The sequence below is a fragment of the Frigoribacterium sp. AC394 genome (genome assembly GCF_979258095.1).
Genome location: NZ_OZ409834.1, coordinates 2,923,719 through 2,941,458, shown reverse-complemented (window position 1 = coordinate 2,941,458; position 17,740 = coordinate 2,923,719). Strand labels below are relative to the sequence as shown.

12 protein-coding genes and 1 riboswitch are annotated in these 17,740 nt (G+C 71.5%); of the genes, 4 read left to right on the top strand and 8 right to left on the bottom strand.

Annotation, left to right across the window (positions count from 1 at the left end; genetic code table 11):
- Positions 1-3 precede the first annotated feature (3 nt).
- On the bottom strand, positions 4-642 hold the full coding sequence (locus ACZZY9_RS13695) for an ECF transporter S component (RefSeq protein WP_463464495.1): 639 nt from the start codon (positions 640-642) through the stop codon (positions 4-6).
- Positions 634-744, bottom strand: a riboswitch (TPP riboswitch). (Overlaps the previous gene by 9 nt.)
- Positions 745-915: 171 nt before the next feature.
- Between ACZZY9_RS13695 and ACZZY9_RS13690 the strand changes: the two genes are divergently transcribed.
- Entirely contained in the window at positions 916-2,466 is a 1,551-nt protein-coding gene (locus ACZZY9_RS13690; protein ID WP_463464494.1) for a S8 family serine peptidase, read from the top strand.
- A gap of 52 nt (positions 2,467-2,518) precedes the next feature.
- On the opposite strand, the gene ACZZY9_RS13685 is transcribed toward ACZZY9_RS13690, so the two are convergent.
- Entirely contained in the window at positions 2,519-3,478 is a 960-nt protein-coding gene (locus ACZZY9_RS13685; RefSeq protein ID WP_463464493.1) for an NAD-dependent epimerase/dehydratase family protein, read from the bottom strand.
- Positions 3,479-3,630: 152 nt separating this feature from the next.
- On the opposite strand from ACZZY9_RS13685, the gene glgX reads away from it, so the two are divergent.
- The 3 genes from glgX (at position 3,631) to treZ (ending at position 10,139) form a co-directional block, all read left to right on the top strand.
- Complete coding sequence (gene glgX, locus ACZZY9_RS13680; protein WP_463464492.1) at positions 3,631-5,829, top strand: glycogen debranching protein GlgX; 2,199 nt, start codon at positions 3,631-3,633, stop codon at positions 5,827-5,829.
- Positions 5,826-8,222 carry a malto-oligosyltrehalose synthase gene (treY, locus tag ACZZY9_RS13675; RefSeq protein WP_463464491.1) on the top strand — a complete coding sequence of 799 codons (2,397 nt, stop codon included), beginning with the start codon at positions 5,826-5,828 and terminating at the stop codon, positions 8,220-8,222. The genes glgX and treY overlap by 4 nt, the downstream gene beginning before the upstream one ends.
- Positions 8,223-8,381: 159 nt before the next feature.
- On the top strand, positions 8,382-10,139 hold the full coding sequence (treZ, locus tag ACZZY9_RS13670) for a malto-oligosyltrehalose trehalohydrolase (RefSeq protein ID WP_463464490.1): 1,758 nt from the start codon (positions 8,382-8,384) through the stop codon (positions 10,137-10,139).
- A gap of 72 nt (positions 10,140-10,211) precedes the next feature.
- On the opposite strand, the gene ACZZY9_RS13665 is transcribed toward treZ, so the two are convergent.
- The 6 genes from ACZZY9_RS13665 to ACZZY9_RS13640 form a co-directional block, all read right to left on the bottom strand.
- The gene (locus ACZZY9_RS13665) at positions 10,212-11,018 is read right to left on the bottom strand and encodes a polyprenol monophosphomannose synthase (protein WP_463464489.1); all 807 of its coding nucleotides are present in this window, start codon (positions 11,016-11,018) and stop codon (positions 10,212-10,214) included.
- A gap of 67 nt (positions 11,019-11,085) precedes the next feature.
- Positions 11,086-11,757 (bottom strand): class F sortase, encoded by a 672-nt coding sequence (locus ACZZY9_RS13660; protein WP_463464488.1) that lies wholly within the window; start codon positions 11,755-11,757, stop codon positions 11,086-11,088.
- Position 11,758: 1 nt separating this feature from the next.
- Positions 11,759-12,928, bottom strand: coding sequence for a glycosyl hydrolase family 8 (locus ACZZY9_RS13655; protein WP_463464487.1), 1,170 nt, complete (start codon positions 12,926-12,928; stop codon positions 11,759-11,761).
- 103 nt (positions 12,929-13,031) lie between these two features.
- Positions 13,032-13,892: a DUF4397 domain-containing protein gene (locus tag ACZZY9_RS13650; RefSeq protein ID WP_463464486.1), complete on the bottom strand. Its 861-nt coding sequence runs from the start codon at positions 13,890-13,892 to the stop codon at positions 13,032-13,034.
- 94 nt (positions 13,893-13,986) lie between these two features.
- Positions 13,987-15,981 carry an ArnT family glycosyltransferase gene (locus tag ACZZY9_RS13645; protein WP_463464485.1) on the bottom strand — a complete coding sequence of 665 codons (1,995 nt, stop codon included), beginning with the start codon at positions 15,979-15,981 and terminating at the stop codon, positions 13,987-13,989.
- Positions 15,978-17,504 (bottom strand): glycosyltransferase, encoded by a 1,527-nt coding sequence (locus ACZZY9_RS13640; protein WP_463464484.1) that lies wholly within the window; start codon positions 17,502-17,504, stop codon positions 15,978-15,980. The genes ACZZY9_RS13645 and ACZZY9_RS13640 overlap by 4 nt, the downstream gene beginning before the upstream one ends.
- Between the last annotated feature and the right edge of the window lie 236 nt (positions 17,505-17,740).

The window sequence follows — 17,740 nt, the reverse complement described above, 5'->3', positions numbered from 1 at the left end:
CCGCTAGACCAGGGTCTCGGTCGTCCGACCGGAGGCGAAGCGGTTCAGAGCGCCGCTGCGGGCGAGCCCTCGAGCGGCGAGCCACGAGAGGAACCCGGCGATGACGAGACCCGACACGATCGACGAGGCGACGTAGACGAACTGCCGTTCGGGTGCGAGCGCCGCGGCGGTCGACGAGAACGTGATGTCCATCAGGCCGACGGCGAGACCGGCGACCGTGCCGGCGAGCAGCACCACCCCGAGTCGCCACGACTTGTAGAGGAACAGCGCGAGCACGATCTCGGCGGCGAGCCCCTGGACGATGCCCCAGATCAGCACCGAGAACCCCCACTGCGTGCCGATCAGCATCGACACGACCGCGGCGACCACCTCGGTGTAGACGGCGGCGCCGGGCTTGCGGATGATGATGCCGCCGAGCACCCCGGCGAACAGCCACATCCCGTTGAAGATGCCCTGGAACCCGCCCGAGAAGCTCAGCAGCACGTCGGTGCCGTAGTAGGCGACGCCCCAGGCCCAGAAGACGACTCCCGAGGCGACGCCGATGACGCTGGCGACGACGATGTCGACGACGCGCCAGCGCCTCGCCGGGGCCTTCGTCGCGGTGGCGGCCTCGCGACCGGTGGTGGACGTGCGGACAGACATGTGATCTCCTCCCTGCGCCGGCATGATCCGGATCAGGTTCGACGGTCGAAGCGTGGTTCGCTTCCTCTCAGCCCGGCTCACCGGACTCCCGTGTGTTGTGCGATGAGCATAGCGCGGGCGGGCGCGCCCGGGTGCGCCGCGCCTCCTCGGCCTCCGTGCCCCGGATGGGGGACAACTCCGGTCCCGCGAAGTGCCCGCTGCGCGACGCCGCCGGGAACCTTAGATTTCCCTATCAAAGGTGCGCCGACCCGCCGGCGCCCGACGAGGAGTCCGATGTCCTTCCCGAAGAACCCCCGCAGCGCACGCCGTCGCGTGCTCGCCACCTGTCTCACCGCCTCGCTCGCCCTCGGTCTGACCGCCGTCGGTTCCGGGGTCGCGTTCGCCGCGCCTCCTGCGTCCGCGCCGGCCGGCAAGCCGGTCACGCCGACGCTCCCCGTCGTCGCCGGGCCGCTGATGAACTACACGGTCAACGTCGAGAAGGCGAACCGCGGTCAGGTCGACAAGATCGAGAGGGCCGTCGGAACGGCCGGAGGCGCGGTGATCGCCGCATACGACGAGATCGGCGTGATCGTGGCGCAGTCCGACAACGCGAACTTCGCCGCGTCCCTGCGGGCCACCCGCGGCGTCGACTCGGTCGGCGCGACCCGCACGGCACCGGTCGCCGAGACCGACCCGACCTTCGGCGTGGGCGTCACGCCCCCCGGCACCGGCCACGGACCGGGGCACGGGAAGCCGGGCAGGCCCGGGAAGCCGGGCCGCGCCGACGCCGCCTCGCCCGAGCGGCGACTCGAAGCGCAGACCACCGTCGTCGCCGACCCGCTCGAGGCCCAGCAGTGGGACAACAAGGCGATCAAGGCCGACCAGGCGCACCAGATCACCGACGGCAGCCGGAAGGTGCTCGTCGCCGTGCTCGACTCGGGCATCGAGGGCGACCACCCCGACCTGCAGCCGAACATCGACACCCGCGCCTCGGCGGGCTGCCTCGCCGGCACGCCCGACCGGTCGTACGACGCCTGGCAGCCCACGACGAGCGATCACGGCACGCATGTGGCCGGCACGATCGCCGCCGCCCGCAACGGCGTCGGCATCGTCGGCGTCGCGCCCGGTGTGCGCATCTCGGCCGTCAAGGTCGTCAGCGACGACGGCTTCATCTACCCCGAGGCGGCCATCTGCGGCTTCATGTACGCCGCCTCGACCGGCGCGTCCATCACCAACAACAGCTACTACGTCGACCCATGGCAGTTCTGGTGCGACTCCGACATCGACCAGCTCGCCGTCAAGACGAGCGTCGACCGGGCCGTGCAGTACACGCAGAAGAAGAAGGGCGTCGTGAACGTCGCCGCCGCCGGCAACTCGTCGATCGACCTCGCGAACAAGACCGTCGACGACGCCAGCCCGAACGACACGACCCCCGTCGTGCGGCAGATCGACGCCGGCTGCGAAGACATCCCGACCGAGCTCGACGGCGTCGTGACCGTGTCGTCGACCACCTCGGCGGGCGCGAAGTCGAGCTTCTCGAACTACGGCGAGGGCGTCATCGACGTCGCCGCCCCGGGTTCGGCGATCCTCTCGACCGTGCTCGACGGCGGCTACGGCACGAAGTCCGGCACGTCGATGGCCTCGCCGCACGTCGCCGGCGTGCTCGCCCTGCTGAAGTCCACGCACCCGAAGGCCCAGGGCACCGAGCTGACGCGTCTGCTCGAGAAGCAGGCCACCGACACGGCCTGCCCCGCCGGCGTCGTGGCCTGCACCGGCACGGTCGCCGACAACGGCTACTTCGGCGAGGGCGTCGTCGACGCGCTGGCGGCGGTGACCACGCGCTGACATCCCGCCCGGTCGCGCCCGCACCTCGACAGGGGTGCGGGCGCGAGCGCGTTCAGCGCAGCGTCAGCCGCCCGTCGGCAGCCAGCCACTCGAGCCCCTCGACGACGGCCTCGACGGTCGTGTACCGCGGCGCGTAGCCGAGCAGCCGACGCGCCTTCTCGATGCTCATCGAGTGGCTGCGCCACGCGTGCTGCCACGAGGCGTCGCCCGCCTCGTCCGAGACCACCGTGCGGAACTCGTCGAACGGGACGAAGCGGAGCCGCGCCTCCTGCCCGTACTCCCGCGCGACGGCCTCGGCGAGGCCCCGCAGGGAGACCGCGCGGTCCGAGACGACGTGGAACGCCTCGCCGGCCGCCTGGCCGAACCGGTCGACCGCGAGCTGGAACGCCTGTGCGACGTCGTCGGCGTGCACGTGGTGCACGGTCGCGGACCCCTGGTCGGGCAGCACGACCTCGCGGCCCGCGGCGAGCGCCTCCCACACGCCGAGGTCGAGGTTGCCCTGCGGGTTGATCATGGGCCAGCCCGGTCCGGTGATGTGGCCCGGGTGGAGCACCGTCGACTGCACGCCGCCGGGTCGCCGCGACTCGCGCAGCAGCAGCTCCTCGATGGCGGCCTTCTGCGTGCCGTACTCGCCGGACGGCGTCCGACGCGCCTCCTCGGTGATGGGCACCTCGACCGCCGGGCCGTGCACCCAGATCGTCCCGCAGCTGACCAGTGCGGTCCCCGTCCCGCGCAGCGCGTCGAGCAGATGCGTGGCGCTGTCGACGGTGAAGCAGATCATGTCGACGACGACGTCGGCCTCGAGCGCGGCCACCTGCGCACCGAACGTGCCGTCGGCCTCGGCGGCGTCGCGGTCGAGCACGACCCGTTCGACGGAGCCCCAGGCGGCGTGGGCGCGGTACGGCTCGGACGTGCCACGACTCACCGCGACCACCTCGTGGCCGGTCGACACCAGCCGGGGGACGAGGTAGCCGCCGACGTGGCCGGTGGCGCCGAGCACGACGATCTTCACGAGCGCCCTCCCGTCGGGGCGATGGCCGAGGAGGCGCGGGTCGGGCGGGTGGGAACGACGATGTTCGACATGGTCGCCACCGTACGCGTCGCACGGGGCCGGACGCCCTCCCCGTTCGCCCGTAGGCTGAGCGGGTCCCAATCGGAGGTTCGATGCATACCTGGCCCGGCAATCCCTACCCACTCGGCGCGACCTACGACGGCAGCGGAACGAATTTCGCGATCTTCAGCGAGGCCGCCACGCGTGTGGTCCTCTGTCTGTTCGACGACGCCGGGGTCGAGACGCAGGTCGATCTGCGAGAGGTCGACGCGTACGTCTGGCACGGTTATCTCCCCACGGTGCAGCCCGGCCAGCGCTACGGCTACCGCGTGCACGGCGAGTACGACCCCGCCTCGGGCTCTCGCGCGAACCCGAACAAGTTGCTGCTCGACCCTTACGCCAAGGCGACCTGCGGCGAGATCGACTGGGACGAAGCGCTGTTCGCGTACGACTTCGGCGACCCCGACTCGCGCAACGACAAGGACTCGGGCCCGCACATGATGCTCGGCGTCGTGATCAACCCGTTCTTCGACTGGCAGGGCGACCGCGCCCCGCGGTACAGCTACGACGAGACGGTGATCTACGAGGCTCACGTCAAGGGGCTGACCCAGACCCATCCCGACATCCCGGAGGACGAGCGGGGCACCTACGCCGGCGTCGCGCACCCGGCGATCATCGACCACCTCAAGAAGCTCGGCATCACGACGCTCGAGCTGATGCCCGTGCACCAGTTCGTGCAAGACAACACGCTGCTCGAGAAGGGCCTCAGCAACTACTGGGGCTACAACACCATCGGCTTCTTCGCCCCGCACGCCGCGTACTCGGCCACGGGCGACATCGGTCAGCAGGTGCAGGAGTTCAAGACCATGGTGCGGGTGCTGCACCAGGCCGGCATCGAGGTCATCATAGACGTCGTGTACAACCACACGGCCGAGGGCAACCACCTCGGGCCGACCCTGTCGTTCAAGGGCATCGACAACGCCGCGTACTACCGGCTGATGGACGACGACAAGACCTACTACATGGACTACACGGGCACCGGCAACAGCCTGAACGTCCGTCACCCGCACTCGCTGCAGCTGATCATGGACAGCCTGCGGTACTGGGTCACCGAGATGCACGTCGACGGCTTCCGCTTCGACCTCGCTGCGTCGCTGGCCCGCGAGTTCTACGAGGTCGACCGGCTGTCGACCTTCTTCGAGCTCGTGCAGCAGGATCCCATCGTGTCGCAGGTGAAGCTGATCGCCGAGCCGTGGGACGTCGGCCCCGGCGGGTACCAGGTGGGCAACTTCCCGCCGCAGTGGACGGAGTGGAACGGCAAGTACCGCGACACCGTCCGCGACTTCTGGCGCGGCGAGCCCTCGACCCTCGGCGAGTTCGCCAGCCGGATCACCGGTTCGGCCGACCTGTACGAGCGCGACGGCCGCCGCCCGGTGGCGAGCATCAACTTCGTCACGGCCCACGACGGCTTCACGATGCGCGACCTGGTCAGCTACAACGACAAGCAGAACGACGCCAACGGCGAAGACGGCAACGACGGCGAGAGCCACAACCGCTCGTGGAACTCGGGCGTCGAGGGCGAGACGGACGACGGCGCCGTCCGCGCGCTCCGCGAGCAGCGCCAGCGCAGCTTCCTGGCCACGCTGCTGCTCAGCCAGGGCGTCCCGATGCTGCTGCACGGCGACGAGCTCGGTCGCACGCAGAAGGGCAACAACAACACCTACGCGCAGGACAACGAGCTCAGCTGGATCGACTGGGACAGCGCGGACCGCGATCTGATCGAGTTCGTCGCCGAGGTCATCAAGCTGCGGCACGACCACCCGACGTTCCGTCGTCAGCGCTACTTCAACGGCCGACCGGTCACCCGCGGCGAGGGCGAGCCCCTGCCCGACATCGTCTGGCTGACCACCGAGGGTGACGCCATGCAGGAGGGCGAGTGGAACGAGTCGTACGCCAAGGCGATCGGCATGTTCCTGAACGGCGACGGCATCCGCGGTCGTGACGCCCGCGGCGGTCGCATCACCGACGTCAACTTCGTCCTCTACTTCAACGCCAGCGCCGACACGGTCACCTTCGTGCTGCCGCCCGACGAGTACGCCGAGGGCTGGGAGGTCGTCGTCGACAGCACCGTCGACGTGCCGCCGCCGCCGGCCAACGCCGCGCCCCGCACGCCGGCGGCCACCCGCGCCGCCACCACCGTCCAGCCCCCCTCGACACCGCAGGCGCCCACCGCACTGCGAGCCGGCGACCGACTCCCCGTGGTGGGTCGCTCGCTCGTCGTCCTCCGAGCCACGGCCGAGGAAGACCAGTGACCCGAAACGACTCGACCCGACACCCGCATTCGACGTACCGCCTGCAGATCCGCGCCTCCTTCGATCTGTTCGCCGCGGCCGACGTCGTCCCCTACCTCCGGGACCTCGGGGCCGACTGGGTCTACCTGTCGCCCGTGCTCGAGGCCGAGCCGGGCAGCGACCACGGCTACGACGTCGTCGACCACAGCCGGGTCGACCCCGCGCGGGGCGGCGAGGTGGGGCTGCACACGCTCTCCGACCGCGCGCACGTGCACGGCCTCGGCGTGCTCGTCGACATCGTCCCCAACCACGTCGGCGTCGCGACGCCGAAGTCCAGCGTCTGGTGGTGGGACCTCCTCACCCACGGCCGCGAGTCCCGCTACGCCGACGCGTTCGACGTCGACTGGGCGGCCGGCGGCGACAAGGTGCTGCTGCCGGTGCTCGGCGAGCCCGCGGCGGCCGACGGGTCCATCGAGGGCCTCTCCGTCGAGGGCGACGAGCTGCACTACTACGACAACGTGTACCCGATCGCCCCGGGCACGCGAGGCGACGGCGACGACGCCGCCGCCGTCCACGCGCGGCAGAACTACGAGCTCGTGCACTGGAAGCGCGCCGACTCCGACCTCAACTACCGCCGCTTCTTCGCGGTGAACACCCTCGCCGGCATCCGGGTCGAAGAGGGGCGCGTCTTCGACGAGTCCCACGTCGAGATCGGGCGGTGGTTCCGTGACGGGCTCGTCGACGGCCTCCGGGTCGACCACCCCGACGGCCTGGCCGACCCCAAGGGCTACCTCGACCGCCTGGCCGCCCTCACGGGTCGTGCGCACGTGCTGGTCGAGAAGATCCTCGAAGGCGACGAGCGCCTCCCCGAAGACTGGGCCACCGCGGGCACCACCGGGTACGACACCCTCGCCGACCTCGACCGGCTGTTCGTCGACCCGAGCGGCGCCGCGGCGCTCGACGGGCTCGACTCGCGCCTCCGCCGTGCGACCGGCGTCGACGCCGACGAGCGCGCGGCCGGTGCCGACGAGTCGACCGGCGACGAGGCGGTCGACTGGCACGAGATGATCCTGGGCACCAAGCGCGGCATCGCCGACGGCATCCTCGGCAGCGAGATCAACCGCCTCGCGCGCCTGATCGCGGGCGGCGGCGCCGTCGACCCCGAGGTCGTCGACGCCCTGGCCGAGCTGGCGGCGGCGTTCCCCGTCTACCGCAGCTACCTCCCGCAGGGCTCCGAGCAGCTGACCGAGGCCGCGGCCGTCGCGACGCGGCACCGCCCCGACCTCGCAGACGCCGTCGAGCGGGTCGTCGCCGTGCTGCGCGACGAGACGCACCCGGCATCGGTGCGGTTCCAGCAGACCAGCGGCATGGTGATGGCGAAGGGCGTCGAAGACACGGCGTTCTATCGCTACAGCCGCCTGGCGACGCTGACCGAGGTGGGCGCCGACCCCAGCGAGTTCTCGGTGACTCCCGCGCAGTTCCACGCCCGCCAGCAGGGCCGCCTCGCCGAGCGCCCCTTCGGCATGACGACCCTGTCGACGCACGACACGAAGCGCAGCGCCGACGTGCGGGCGCGCATCTCGGTGCTCTCCGAGGTCGCGCACGAATGGGCCGCGACCCTGCAGCGCCTCCGCGACCTGGCGCCGATGGGCGACGGGCCGTTCGAGAACATCCTCTGGCAGACGGTCGTCGGTTCGTGGCCCGCGTCGCGCGAGCGCCTGCACGCCTACGCCGAGAAGGCCTCCCGCGAGGCCGGTTCGTCGACCACCTGGACCGACCGCACCGACGAAGCCGAGGCCTTCGAAGAGCGCATGCACGCGGCCGTCGACGCCGTGTTCGACGACGAGGAGGTGCGGCACGAGGTCGAGCGCATCGTCGACGTCCTCCGCGAACCCGGGTACAGCAACTCGCTCGGCGTCACGCTGATGCAGCTGATCGGGCCGGGCAGCCCCGACGTCTACCAGGGCGGCGAGCTGTGGGACTTCTCGCTCGTCGACCCCGACAACCGTCGCCCGGTCGACTTCGATCTGCGTCGTCTCTACCTCGAGGCGATCCGCTCGGGCGCGACTCCCCCGGTCGACGACACGGGCGCGGCGAAGCTGCTCGTCACGCATCGCGCCCTGACGCTGCGTCGCGACCGACCCGACCTGTTCACCCGCTACGCCGCGCTGCCGGTGTTCGGCGAGCAGGCCGTCTCCGCCGTCGCCGTCGATCGCGGGGGCGCGATCGCGATCGCCACGCGCCTCCCCGTCTCCCTCGAGCAGGCCGGCGGCTGGGACGACACCGAGGTCCTGACCGCAGGAGGCGGGTATCGCGACGTCCTCACGGGTCGCCGTCACGAGGGCGGTCGCCTGCGACTCGCCGACGTGCTCGACATGTACCCCGTCGCCCTGCTGATCCCCGCAGAGGACTGACCCGCGCCGTCCTCGCCGCGCCGCGCCCGACTACCGTCTCCCCTGGTCGAGGAGTCACGACGTGCCGCTCACCTCCCGGGGTGGGCGGCACGTCGTGACTCGTCGACCGCAGCCGAACACCGACCCGACACCGACACCGACACCGACCCGAGGAGACCGATGAGCGTCTACGACGTCTGGGCCCCGAAAGCGACCACCGTGCAGCTGCACCTCGACGGGGAGCTGCTGCCGCTGACGCACGAGCCCGAGACCGGCTGGTGGCGCGCCTCCCCCGATCTCGACCGCGCGCCGGGCCACCGCTACGGGTTCGTTCTCGACGGGGGCGACGCCCCCCTGCCCGATCCGCGCTCGCGCCGTCAGCCCGACGGCGTGCACGGTCTCAGCGAGACCTACGACCCCGGCGCCTTCGCCTGGACCGACGCCGCCTGGACCGGCCGTCAGCTCGCCGGCTCCGTGGTCTATGAGCTGCACATCGGCACCTTCACCCCCGAGGGCACCCTCGACTCGGCCATCGGCAAGCTGCCCCACCTCGTCGACCTCGGCGTCGACCTCGTCGAGCTGCTGCCGGTCAACGGGGTCAACGGCCGCTGGAACTGGGGTTACGACGGCGTCGACTGGTTCACGGTCACCGACAACTACGGCGGTCCCGAGGCGTACCAGCGCTTCGTCGATGCCGCGCACGCCGCAGGGCTCGGGGTCATCCAGGACGTCGTGTACAACCACCTCGGCCCGTCGGGCAACTACCTGCCGCTCTTCGGCCCGTACCTGTCGAGCAAGCACGCCAACACGTGGGGCGACAACGTCAACCTCGACGACGACGGTGCGCACGAGGTGCGCGAGTTCATCCTCGACAACACGGCGATGTGGCTGGGCGACTACCACGTCGACGGTCTGCGACTCGACGCCGTGCACGCCCTGAAGGACGACAGCGAGGTGCACCTGCTCCAAGAGCTCGCCGAGCGGACGGCCGCCCTCAGCGCGCACCTGCGTCGCCCGCTGTCGCTGATCGCCGAGAGCGACCTCAACGACCCGACCCTGATCACCCCCCGCGACGGCGGCGGCTTCGGCCCCGAGCACCGGCAGGGCTACGGCCTCGACGCGCAGTGGAGCGACGACTTCCACCACGCCGTCCACGTCGCGCTGACCGGCGAGACGACCGGCTACTACGCCGACTTCGAGCCGCTCGGCGCGCTCGCGAAGGTGCTGACGAAGGGGTTCTTCCACGACGGCACCTGGTCGTCGTTCCGCGAGGCCACGCACGGACAGCCGGTCGACACCGACCACATGCCGACCTGGCGCCTCGTCGTCGCGAACCAGAACCACGATCAGATCGGCAACCGGGCGATCGGCGATCGTCTCGCCGCCACCCTCGACGACGGTCAGCTCGTCATCGCGGCGACCCTGACCCTCGCGGGTCCGTACACGCCGATGCTCTTCATGGGCGAGGAGTGGGCGGCGTCCACCCCGTGGCAGTTCTTCACCTCGCACACCGAGCACGATCTCGGCGAGGCGACGGCGAAGGGCCGCATCGCCGAGTTCGCGAAGATGGGCTGGGACGAATCGTCCGTGCCCGATCCGCAGGAGCCGTCGACGTTCGAGAACAGCAGGCTCGACTGGTCCGAGCTCGAGTCGGGTCGCCACGCCGTGCTGCTCGACGCCTACCGTCGTCTCGGCGCCCTGCGGCGCAGCGAGCCCGACCTGACCGACCCGCGCTTCGACTCCGTCTCGGTCGACTACGACGCCGACGCCCGCTGGCTCGTGCTCACACGCGGCGAGCTCCGCATCGCGATCAACTTCGCCGCCGAGGAGGCGCGGGTCGCGGTGCCGAGCAGCACCGTCCTCTTCGCCAGCGACGCGTCGATCGAGCCCGGGTCCAGTCTGCTGCTGCCGGCGCACTCGGTAGCGATCGTCCGCTGACGCCGGAGCCCTCGATGACGCGCGCCCGGGCCCGACCGGCCCGGGCGCGCGTGCGCCGTCCGCCGTCGGTCGCTAGCGCGTCGACACGCCGCCGCTCGAGGGTCCGACGCGGTGCGACGTCGCACGGACGCTCGGCAGGCGGCGGTGCCGCACGATCAGCTCGACGAGCGCGAGCGACCGGCGACGGAGACCCCACAGGGTCACCTTGGTCAGGGACTCCCTGACGATCGAGCCGCTCATCTTCGAGGCCCCGTGGACGCGTTCGGTGAACGTGATCGGCGTCTCGACGACCCGGAGACCGGCCTGCAGGGCACGCCAGAGAAGGTCAACCTGGAAGCAGTAGCCGCGCGACTCCACCTCGTCGAGGTCGATGCGGCGCAGAGCCGACGAGCGGAACACCCGGAACCCTCCGGTCGTGTCGGCGACGCGGATGCCGAGGGCGCCCCGGGTGTACCAGCTGCCGCCGCGGCTGAGCAGCTCGCGGCGCATCGGCCAGTTCTCGACGCGGCCACCGGGCACCCAGCGCGAGCCGAGCACGAGGTCGTTGTCGCGCAGCAGCTCGAGCATGCCGGGCAGGTGCTCGGGGTGATGCGAGCCGTCGGCGTCCATCTCGACGACCGCGTGGTATCCGCGTTCGAGACCCCAGGCGAAGCCGGCGAGGTAGGCGGCGCCGAGGCCGGCCTTCTCGGTGCGGTGCAGCACGTGCACGCGGGAGTCGCGGGCGGCGTAGGCGTCGGCCAGCTCGCCGGTGCCGTCGGGCGAGCCGTCGTCGACGACCAGGACGTCAACCGCGGCGCCGGAGGCCAGGGTGCGGCCGACGATCCAGTCGAGGTTGTCCTTCTCGTCGTAGGTGGGGATGATCACGAGCGCGTCGTTCATGGTGGGGTCTACTCCCGTTCGGGTCGGGTCGGGCGGGTCGGGTCGGGTTCGGATGGGTTCGAGCCGGTCACGAGACCAGGTCGGCGAAGACGATCAGGTTGTCCTCGTAGTGGCCGGTCGACGAGTCGAATCGGCCGTCGCAGGTGATGAGCCGCAGCGTCGGGGTGGGCGTGCTCCCGTAGACGTCGGAGGTCGGGAAGTTCGCCTTGGGGGCCGTCTCGCTGCCGGTCACCGAGAAGGTGCGGACCTCACCGGTCGACAGGGTCACGAGCACCTCGTCGCCGGGTGCGAGCTCGGGCAGGTCGACGAACACCGCGGGCCCGGTCGACGAGTCGACGTGACCGGCGATGATGGCCGGGCCGACTCCCCCGGGCACGACGCCGTCCTCGTACCACCCGGCCGACATCCACGCCTCGGGAGCGTCCAGCTCGCCGGCGGCCCCGAGGCCGAGGTCCTCGAGCCCCGAGTCCACGCCGATCGACGGGATCCGCACCCGCACGGGCTCGGCGTCCGCAGGAGGCGCGGTGTACGTCTGGGCCGCCGGGTCCTGGAACCCCTCGGTCGAGACGGGCGGGGTCGAGTCGCCCCGCGCCTCCTCGGTGCCGGTCGATGTCGACGATGTGCCGTCGGGCTGCGCCGCGACGGCCGCGACGGTCACGCCGCCGACGGCCAGCGCGACGGCGACGCCGATCGCGACGGCGGCCTTCGTGTGCTCACGGAGCCAGGTGGTGGGGTTCATGTCAGTCCTCCTCGAGAGGCGAGCATCCGCCGATCGACGTGCCGTCGAGCTGCAGGGCTGCGAGCGCCGACCAGGCCGTGCCGTAGTAGGTGGGGGTCGAGGTGGCGACCTCGTCGGCGCGACGCAGGTCGTCGGCCGCCGCCTGCCGGTCGCCGGCTGCGGCCTCGGCGGCCGCCCGGGCCGCGTAGGCCAGCGGGCTGTCGTCGGCTCCGGTCGACTGGCCTCCCAGGTCGAGCTGCATGGGCAGCTCGTCGTAGCGCTGCAGCACCGGCGCCAGACGCGCAGCGAGGGCCACATCGGCCGGGTCGCACGACTCGGCGTACCGCAGGGGCAGGCGGGCGGCGTCGTAGCTGTACTCGACGGTGCCGCTCGATCCGTCGGCGCTCGGCAGGGGCACCACCGTGCCGTCCTGCGCGACCTGCGCCCAGTTGCTGGGCAGCGCGGTCGAGTCGAGGATCTCCGTCGTCACGGCGCGCGAGCCGGCCGCGAGCTCGTCCCAGCGCGGGTCGCCGCTGGCGGCGCCGAGCTCCTGGAAGGTCGCGGGCGAGGCGTACGAGGGGTTGTACGACCACGGCGCATCGCCCTGGGCCCACAGCCCGGGGAGGAGGATCCGCCCGACGTCGGTCGATGCGGTCATCGTGTCGAGCACGACGCCGCCGAGCTCGACGCCCGCCGCGGTCAGGTCGGGGCGGTCGAAGGCGTCGCCGGCGAGCACGAGCGCCCGAGCGGCGTCCACGTCGGCGTCGCTCGCCGGGCCGTCGTCGACCACGGCGCCGTCCGCCCACTGCCAGGCGAGCAGACCGTCGTCGCGCACGAGGTTGTCGGTGGTCCACTCCCAGATGGTGTCGAAGGCCTTCTCGTCGTCGACGCCGACCGCCACGAGGAGACCGTACGCCTGCCCTTCGCTGACGGTGTCGTCGCCCTGGTCGCGCCGGACGACGCGCCCGTCGGAGTCGACCCAGTCGTCGAGGAACGCCTCGCCGATCTCGTCGGGCGTCCGCTCGGGTGCCGAGGTGGGGGTGATGCCGGGGTCGCTGGTCGCGCCCGTCCGTCCGCCCGCCTCGTCCGACGAACCGCCGAACGGGCCGACGACGAATGAGGCGATCCCGGCCGTGACGGCCACTGCCACCACGACCGCCGCTGCGAGCAGCAGTCTCGTCTTCTTCGTCATGTCGTTCCTCACTGTGCTGTCGTCGTCGTGCCGGTCGAGGAGGCGCGGTGCCCGGCGGCGCCGAGCCGCGCCTCCTCGTCCGTCGGTTCGCTCCGCCGCGGCGTCAGCCGATGCGGAGGAAGCCGAGCACGGACGCCCAGAAGCCGCCCCGCGTCTCGCTGGAGGCCTCGTCGGAGGGGTGCTCGGCCAGGTAGCCGCCACCGGTCTGCACTCCGCCCTGCGGGGTCTTGGCGGTCGAGGCGCTGTCGACGACGGGTACGACGGTCAGTCCACCCGTCGAGTTGTCGAGCACGAACAGCGTGTTGACGCTGCCCGCGGCGAGGTCGACGTCCGCCGAACCCTCGACGTCGTCACCCGCCAGGTCGAGCGTCCACGGGCCGGCGTCGACGCTGGCGTACCCGGTGGCGCTGCCGAAGGGGGCGTCGCTGGCGATGGTGGTGCCGGTGCTGGTGGACACGTCGACGGTGTCGGTGACGTTCGCCGCCTGCACGAGGCGGAGCTTCGCCTCGCCGGGCGCGGGGGCGGTGAGGTCGTCCGTGAAGACCTCGGTCCGGAGGTCGTCGTTCTCGCCGTACGCCAGCGCGGTGATCGGCTGCCCGCTCTCGACGGTGACGTTGGTGCTGATCACCGGTTCGGCGGCCGGTGCGTCGGCGGCGGTCATCGAGACGACGTACGTGCCCGCGGGCAGCGCCTCGTAGGGGCTGACCTGACCGTAGGTGACGTCGTCGAGGTCCATGACGACCTGACCGCCCTTGATCGAGGTGAGGGTGACGTCGACCGACTTGGTGTCGGGCGACAGGTGGCCGACACGGACCCAGCCGTCGCCCTCGGCGGCCTGGGCGGGCGAGACGCCCACGACCGAGGCGGCCACGGCGGCGGTCGCGGCGACGCCCAGGGCGAGAGCTGCGGTGAGTCGGCGGCGGGAGGAGGCGGGGGTTCGGGTGGTGCTGATGGCGGATGCCATGAGGTGGTTCCTTTCCGGTCGGGATCCGGCTCGAGGAGGAGCCGGCGGGAGGAGGGGCGGCGCGCGTCGGATCGACCACGCGCCGCCCTGCCGCTCAGCCGAGCAGGCCGCTCGGCGGGAGGGCGGACCATGTGGCGATCAGGCCGTCATCGGTCGGGTCGGCGACGACGGGCGCGTAGGTCGATCCGAGTCCGTCGACGACGGCGGCCAGATCGTCGACCGACTGACCGTCGGCGGGGCTGATCTCCAGCTGGCGGAAGAGCCCCTCCGACTCGCCCGGCAGCGCGCCGGGGTCGGCGACGTCGATCGGGCCGGCCGCGGCGAGCTGGCCCAGGACGATCATCGCCCTCGGGTCGACCCGGCCGTCGGTGAGCGCCTGGCGGAACACGTCGGACACCTGCAGCGACGGGTTCTGGGCGAGTTCGCGACCGACCTGCGATCGGGCCGCGGCGTCGGCGTCGGCATCGGTCGCGGCCTGGGCGGCCCCGTCGGTGTCGATGCGACGAACGTCGACCTCCTGGTCGCCGCTGCCGAACGACGCGACGACCGTGGAGTTGTCGAGGGCCTGGCGGATGCCCTCGGACGAGCCGCCCGAGGTGCGGACCGACTCGGTGGTGACGATGAAGTCGCTGTCGCGCCACCCGTTCGGCGACTGGGCCTGGACGGCGCCGTCGGTGTCGAGCTTGTAGAACCAGATGACGTTGTCCCGTGCGAAGCCGTCGTCGACCAGGTCGACCCACATCGCGTCGTCCACGAGCAGTCGGCTGTCCTTCGGCACGTTGTCCGAGATCCACCCCTGCGCGTCGCGCATGGGGGCGTCGAGGTCCGAGAGGAAGAACCCGCGGAGCTGGGTCGTCCAGAGCGGCACGACGGCGACGGCGGCCACCGCGGTCACGGCCATCCAGACGACGGCGCCGGAGCGGCCCGCCGCCGTGCCGACCCGGCTCTCGCGCCGGGCGCGGAGCGAGCGCACGGCCGAGTCCGTGACGGCCGCGATGAGCAGCGCCGCGAACGGGAGCAGCATGATCACGTAGGGGACGGGCAGGTAGCCGCCCGGGCGGAACATGAACGCGATGAGGAAGACCATCATCACGGCGATCGGCCGGACCCTCGTCAGGAAGACGCCGACGACCGAGGCCGCCGCGCCCAGCACGATGACGACCATGTCGAGCTGCCACCACTGCGACACGGTGGCGAAGAAGAGGCTGCCCGTGTCGAGGATCGAGCCGCTCGACTCGCGGGTGCCGAGCTGGAACGTGATCCCCTCCAGCAGACTGACGCGCCCGGCGCCGGGCAGCAGCTCGCCCTTGACCCCGGCGAGCGCGATGTACGAGAGGCCGATCAGCACGAGCAGCGCCGAGGCGATCGACAGGGTGTAGCGACGCGTCGAGCGGTCGGCTCCCCGGATCATCACCCAGGCGAGGAACGGCAGGGCCAGCAGGTACGTCTCCTTCGACAGGACGGCGATGCCGAACGACGCGGAGGCCGCCGCGTAGCCGGCCAGCTGGTGCCGCCTGCTCAGGGCGAACAGGAAGGCGGCGAGGAGCCACGGGGTCGCGACGTTGTCGAGGTACACGGTGCGGTGGAACTGCACGGCGAGGGGGGAGACGGCGAACACGAGGGCGGCGACCGAGGCGGCCACGCGGGTCAGCCCGATCCTGCGGGCCAGCGCCCAGAGCAGGGCGACCGCGACGACGGTGAAGAACACCATGGCCTCGCGGCCCGCGAGGACGGCGATGCTGTAGCGCGAGAAGGCGCCGGTCAGGGCCGTGTACGCCGAGATCTGCAGCCAGCCCACGGGCGGGTGGTCGTACCAGTAGGTGTAGTGGGCGAGTTCGCCGAGGTTCTGCACGGCCCAGGCCTGGGCGACGTAGGTGCCCTCGTCGTCGATCCGCTGCGGCGAGCCGGCCATGTTGAGGCTCTGCACGACGGCGGCGACGGCGAGGACGGGCAGGAGCCAGAGCAGGGAGGCGCCGTGGCGACGGAGCCACGACACCCGGGGCGCGCGGTCCGCTTCGGCCGGACGCGGCCGGCTCGGTGCGTCCGGTGCGACGGTCGTGTCGGCTGGTCGGTCGAGGATGCTTGTCATCGGTCACCACCTCCGGTCAGGGCGAGGTCGTCGGTCGGACGGCCGGCGACGTCGGTCGTCGGGGTCGGGGTCGGCGTCGGGGCGCCGTGCCCGAGCGGGGCGGGCACGGCGGCGGGTCGGTGGGCGCCCGTGTGCTCCGTCTTCTCCCAGGCGTTCATCTTGCGGACCTGTCGCCAGACGGACCGGACGGCGGCCAGGGCCAGGAAGATCTGGTAGGGCAGCAGACCCCAGACGAGTCGGAAGTAGTCGCGCGCCCGGACCTTCTGCCCGTAGGTGCGACCGAATTCGCGGAGACCCGTGAACTCGACGGCCAGCAGCACGAGCGTCGGCGCCAGGGGGATGAACGAGACCAGCGCGATCGCCGTCGGCACCTTGACGGTGAGGATCAGCGCGATCGAGATCGGGATCATCAGCCCGGTCGCCGCCTGGATGAAGGGCATGGTGAGCAGGTAGCGGGCCATCAGACGCTGACGGAGTCGGGGGAGCTTCTTCCATTCGCCCTTGCCGTAGACCTGCATGAAGCCCTGGTTCCAGCGGGTGCGCTGCTTGAGGAGGGAGACGAAGGTGCCGGGGGTCTCCTCGCGGGTGACGACCTCGGGGCTGTAGGCCACGACGACCTTCGCCCCGGCGCTCGAGAGTCGGACCCCGAGTTCGCAGTCCTCGGCGAGGCACTCGGCGTCCCAGCCCTCCGACCAGTCGAGCCACTCCTTGCGCACGAAGACCGTGTTGCCACCGAGGGGGATGAACTTCTCCTTGGCGTGGAAGTGCAGACGCGACCGGAACCAGAAGTAGTACTCGAGCACGTTGCGGAGACTCCACCAGCTGCTCTGGAAGTTCATCAGCTGCACGCCGCCCTGCACCACATCGGCGTCGGTCTCGGTGAACCGCGAGTCGACCAGCGTCAGCAGGCGCGGGTGGACCTCGTCCTCAGCGTCGAACACGCCGACGATCTCGCCCCGCGACGACTGCAGCGCCAGGTTGAGCGCCTTCGGCTTGTTCTTCGGCACGCTCGAGTCGACGATCACGCGGATCAGCTCGGGGTGGCGCGCGGCGGCCTCGCGGGCGACGCGCTCGGTGCCGGGATCGTCGTGACCGACGATCGCGATGATCTCGAAGTCCGGATGGTCCTGCAGGGCGAGTCGGTCGAGGGTCTGGCCCATGACCTCCTCCTCGTGCCGACCCGGCACCAGCAGGGTGAAGGAGTGAGCGGCGTCGAGAGGGTCCTCGCTGAACTGGCTGCCCTCGAGGTTGTCCTTCGAGCGCCACGCGTGCAGCATCCACCAGAGCGTCGAGACGGCCACCGCGGTGAGCAGCAGCGAGATGACGACGAGCGACGAGTAGCCGATCCACTCGAGGGCGGACCAGTCGGGGAGCTGGAAGCCGGCGAGTCCTTCGCCGCCCGTCGCCGCGCCTCCTCGGTTGGGGACGAACGTCTCGGGCGAGGCCGGTGCCTGCGGGGTCAGCAGCGGGGCGGGCTCACCGGCTGCCAGCAGGTCGGGATTGTGCGTCGGGTCAGTCGACACGGGTCACTCTCCTGTCAAAGAGGTCGGGTTGATCGTGGGTGTCGTCGAGCAGCGTGATGCTCAGCAGGTCGCGCGATTCGGGGTCGGCGCCGGGGCGGCAGTCGGCGGCGCCCCTCGTCCGAGGGTTCTCACCTCGGGTATGGCACCGGTTCGGGGGGTGCTGGAGAATCGGTTTGGTCGGATCCTGCGGCTGCCGGGGAACTGCCAGCTTCTCGTAATCTCCCGTTAACGTCCCC

Excerpts from the sequence above, each read along its gene's own strand:
- glgX (WP_463464492.1), top strand. The coding sequence starts at position 3,631 with ATGCATACCTGGCCCGGCAATCCCTACCCACTCGGCGCGACCTACGAC.
- treZ (WP_463464490.1), top strand. The coding sequence starts at position 8,382 with ATGAGCGTCTACGACGTCTGGGCCCCGAAAGCGACCACCGTGCAGCTG.
- ACZZY9_RS13645 (WP_463464485.1), bottom strand. The coding sequence starts at position 15,981 with ATGACAAGCATCCTCGACCGACCAGCCGACACGACCGTCGCACCGGAC.
- ACZZY9_RS13660 (WP_463464488.1), bottom strand. The coding sequence starts at position 11,757 with ATGAACCCCACCACCTGGCTCCGTGAGCACACGAAGGCCGCCGTCGCG.
- ACZZY9_RS13665 (WP_463464489.1), bottom strand. The coding sequence starts at position 11,018 with ATGAACGACGCGCTCGTGATCATCCCCACCTACGACGAGAAGGACAAC.
- ACZZY9_RS13650 (WP_463464486.1), bottom strand. The coding sequence starts at position 13,892 with ATGGCATCCGCCATCAGCACCACCCGAACCCCCGCCTCCTCCCGCCGC.
- ACZZY9_RS13655 (WP_463464487.1), bottom strand. The coding sequence starts at position 12,928 with ATGACGAAGAAGACGAGACTGCTGCTCGCAGCGGCGGTCGTGGTGGCA.
- ACZZY9_RS13695 (WP_463464495.1), bottom strand. The coding sequence starts at position 642 with ATGTCTGTCCGCACGTCCACCACCGGTCGCGAGGCCGCCACCGCGACG.
- ACZZY9_RS13690 (WP_463464494.1), top strand. The coding sequence starts at position 916 with ATGTCCTTCCCGAAGAACCCCCGCAGCGCACGCCGTCGCGTGCTCGCC.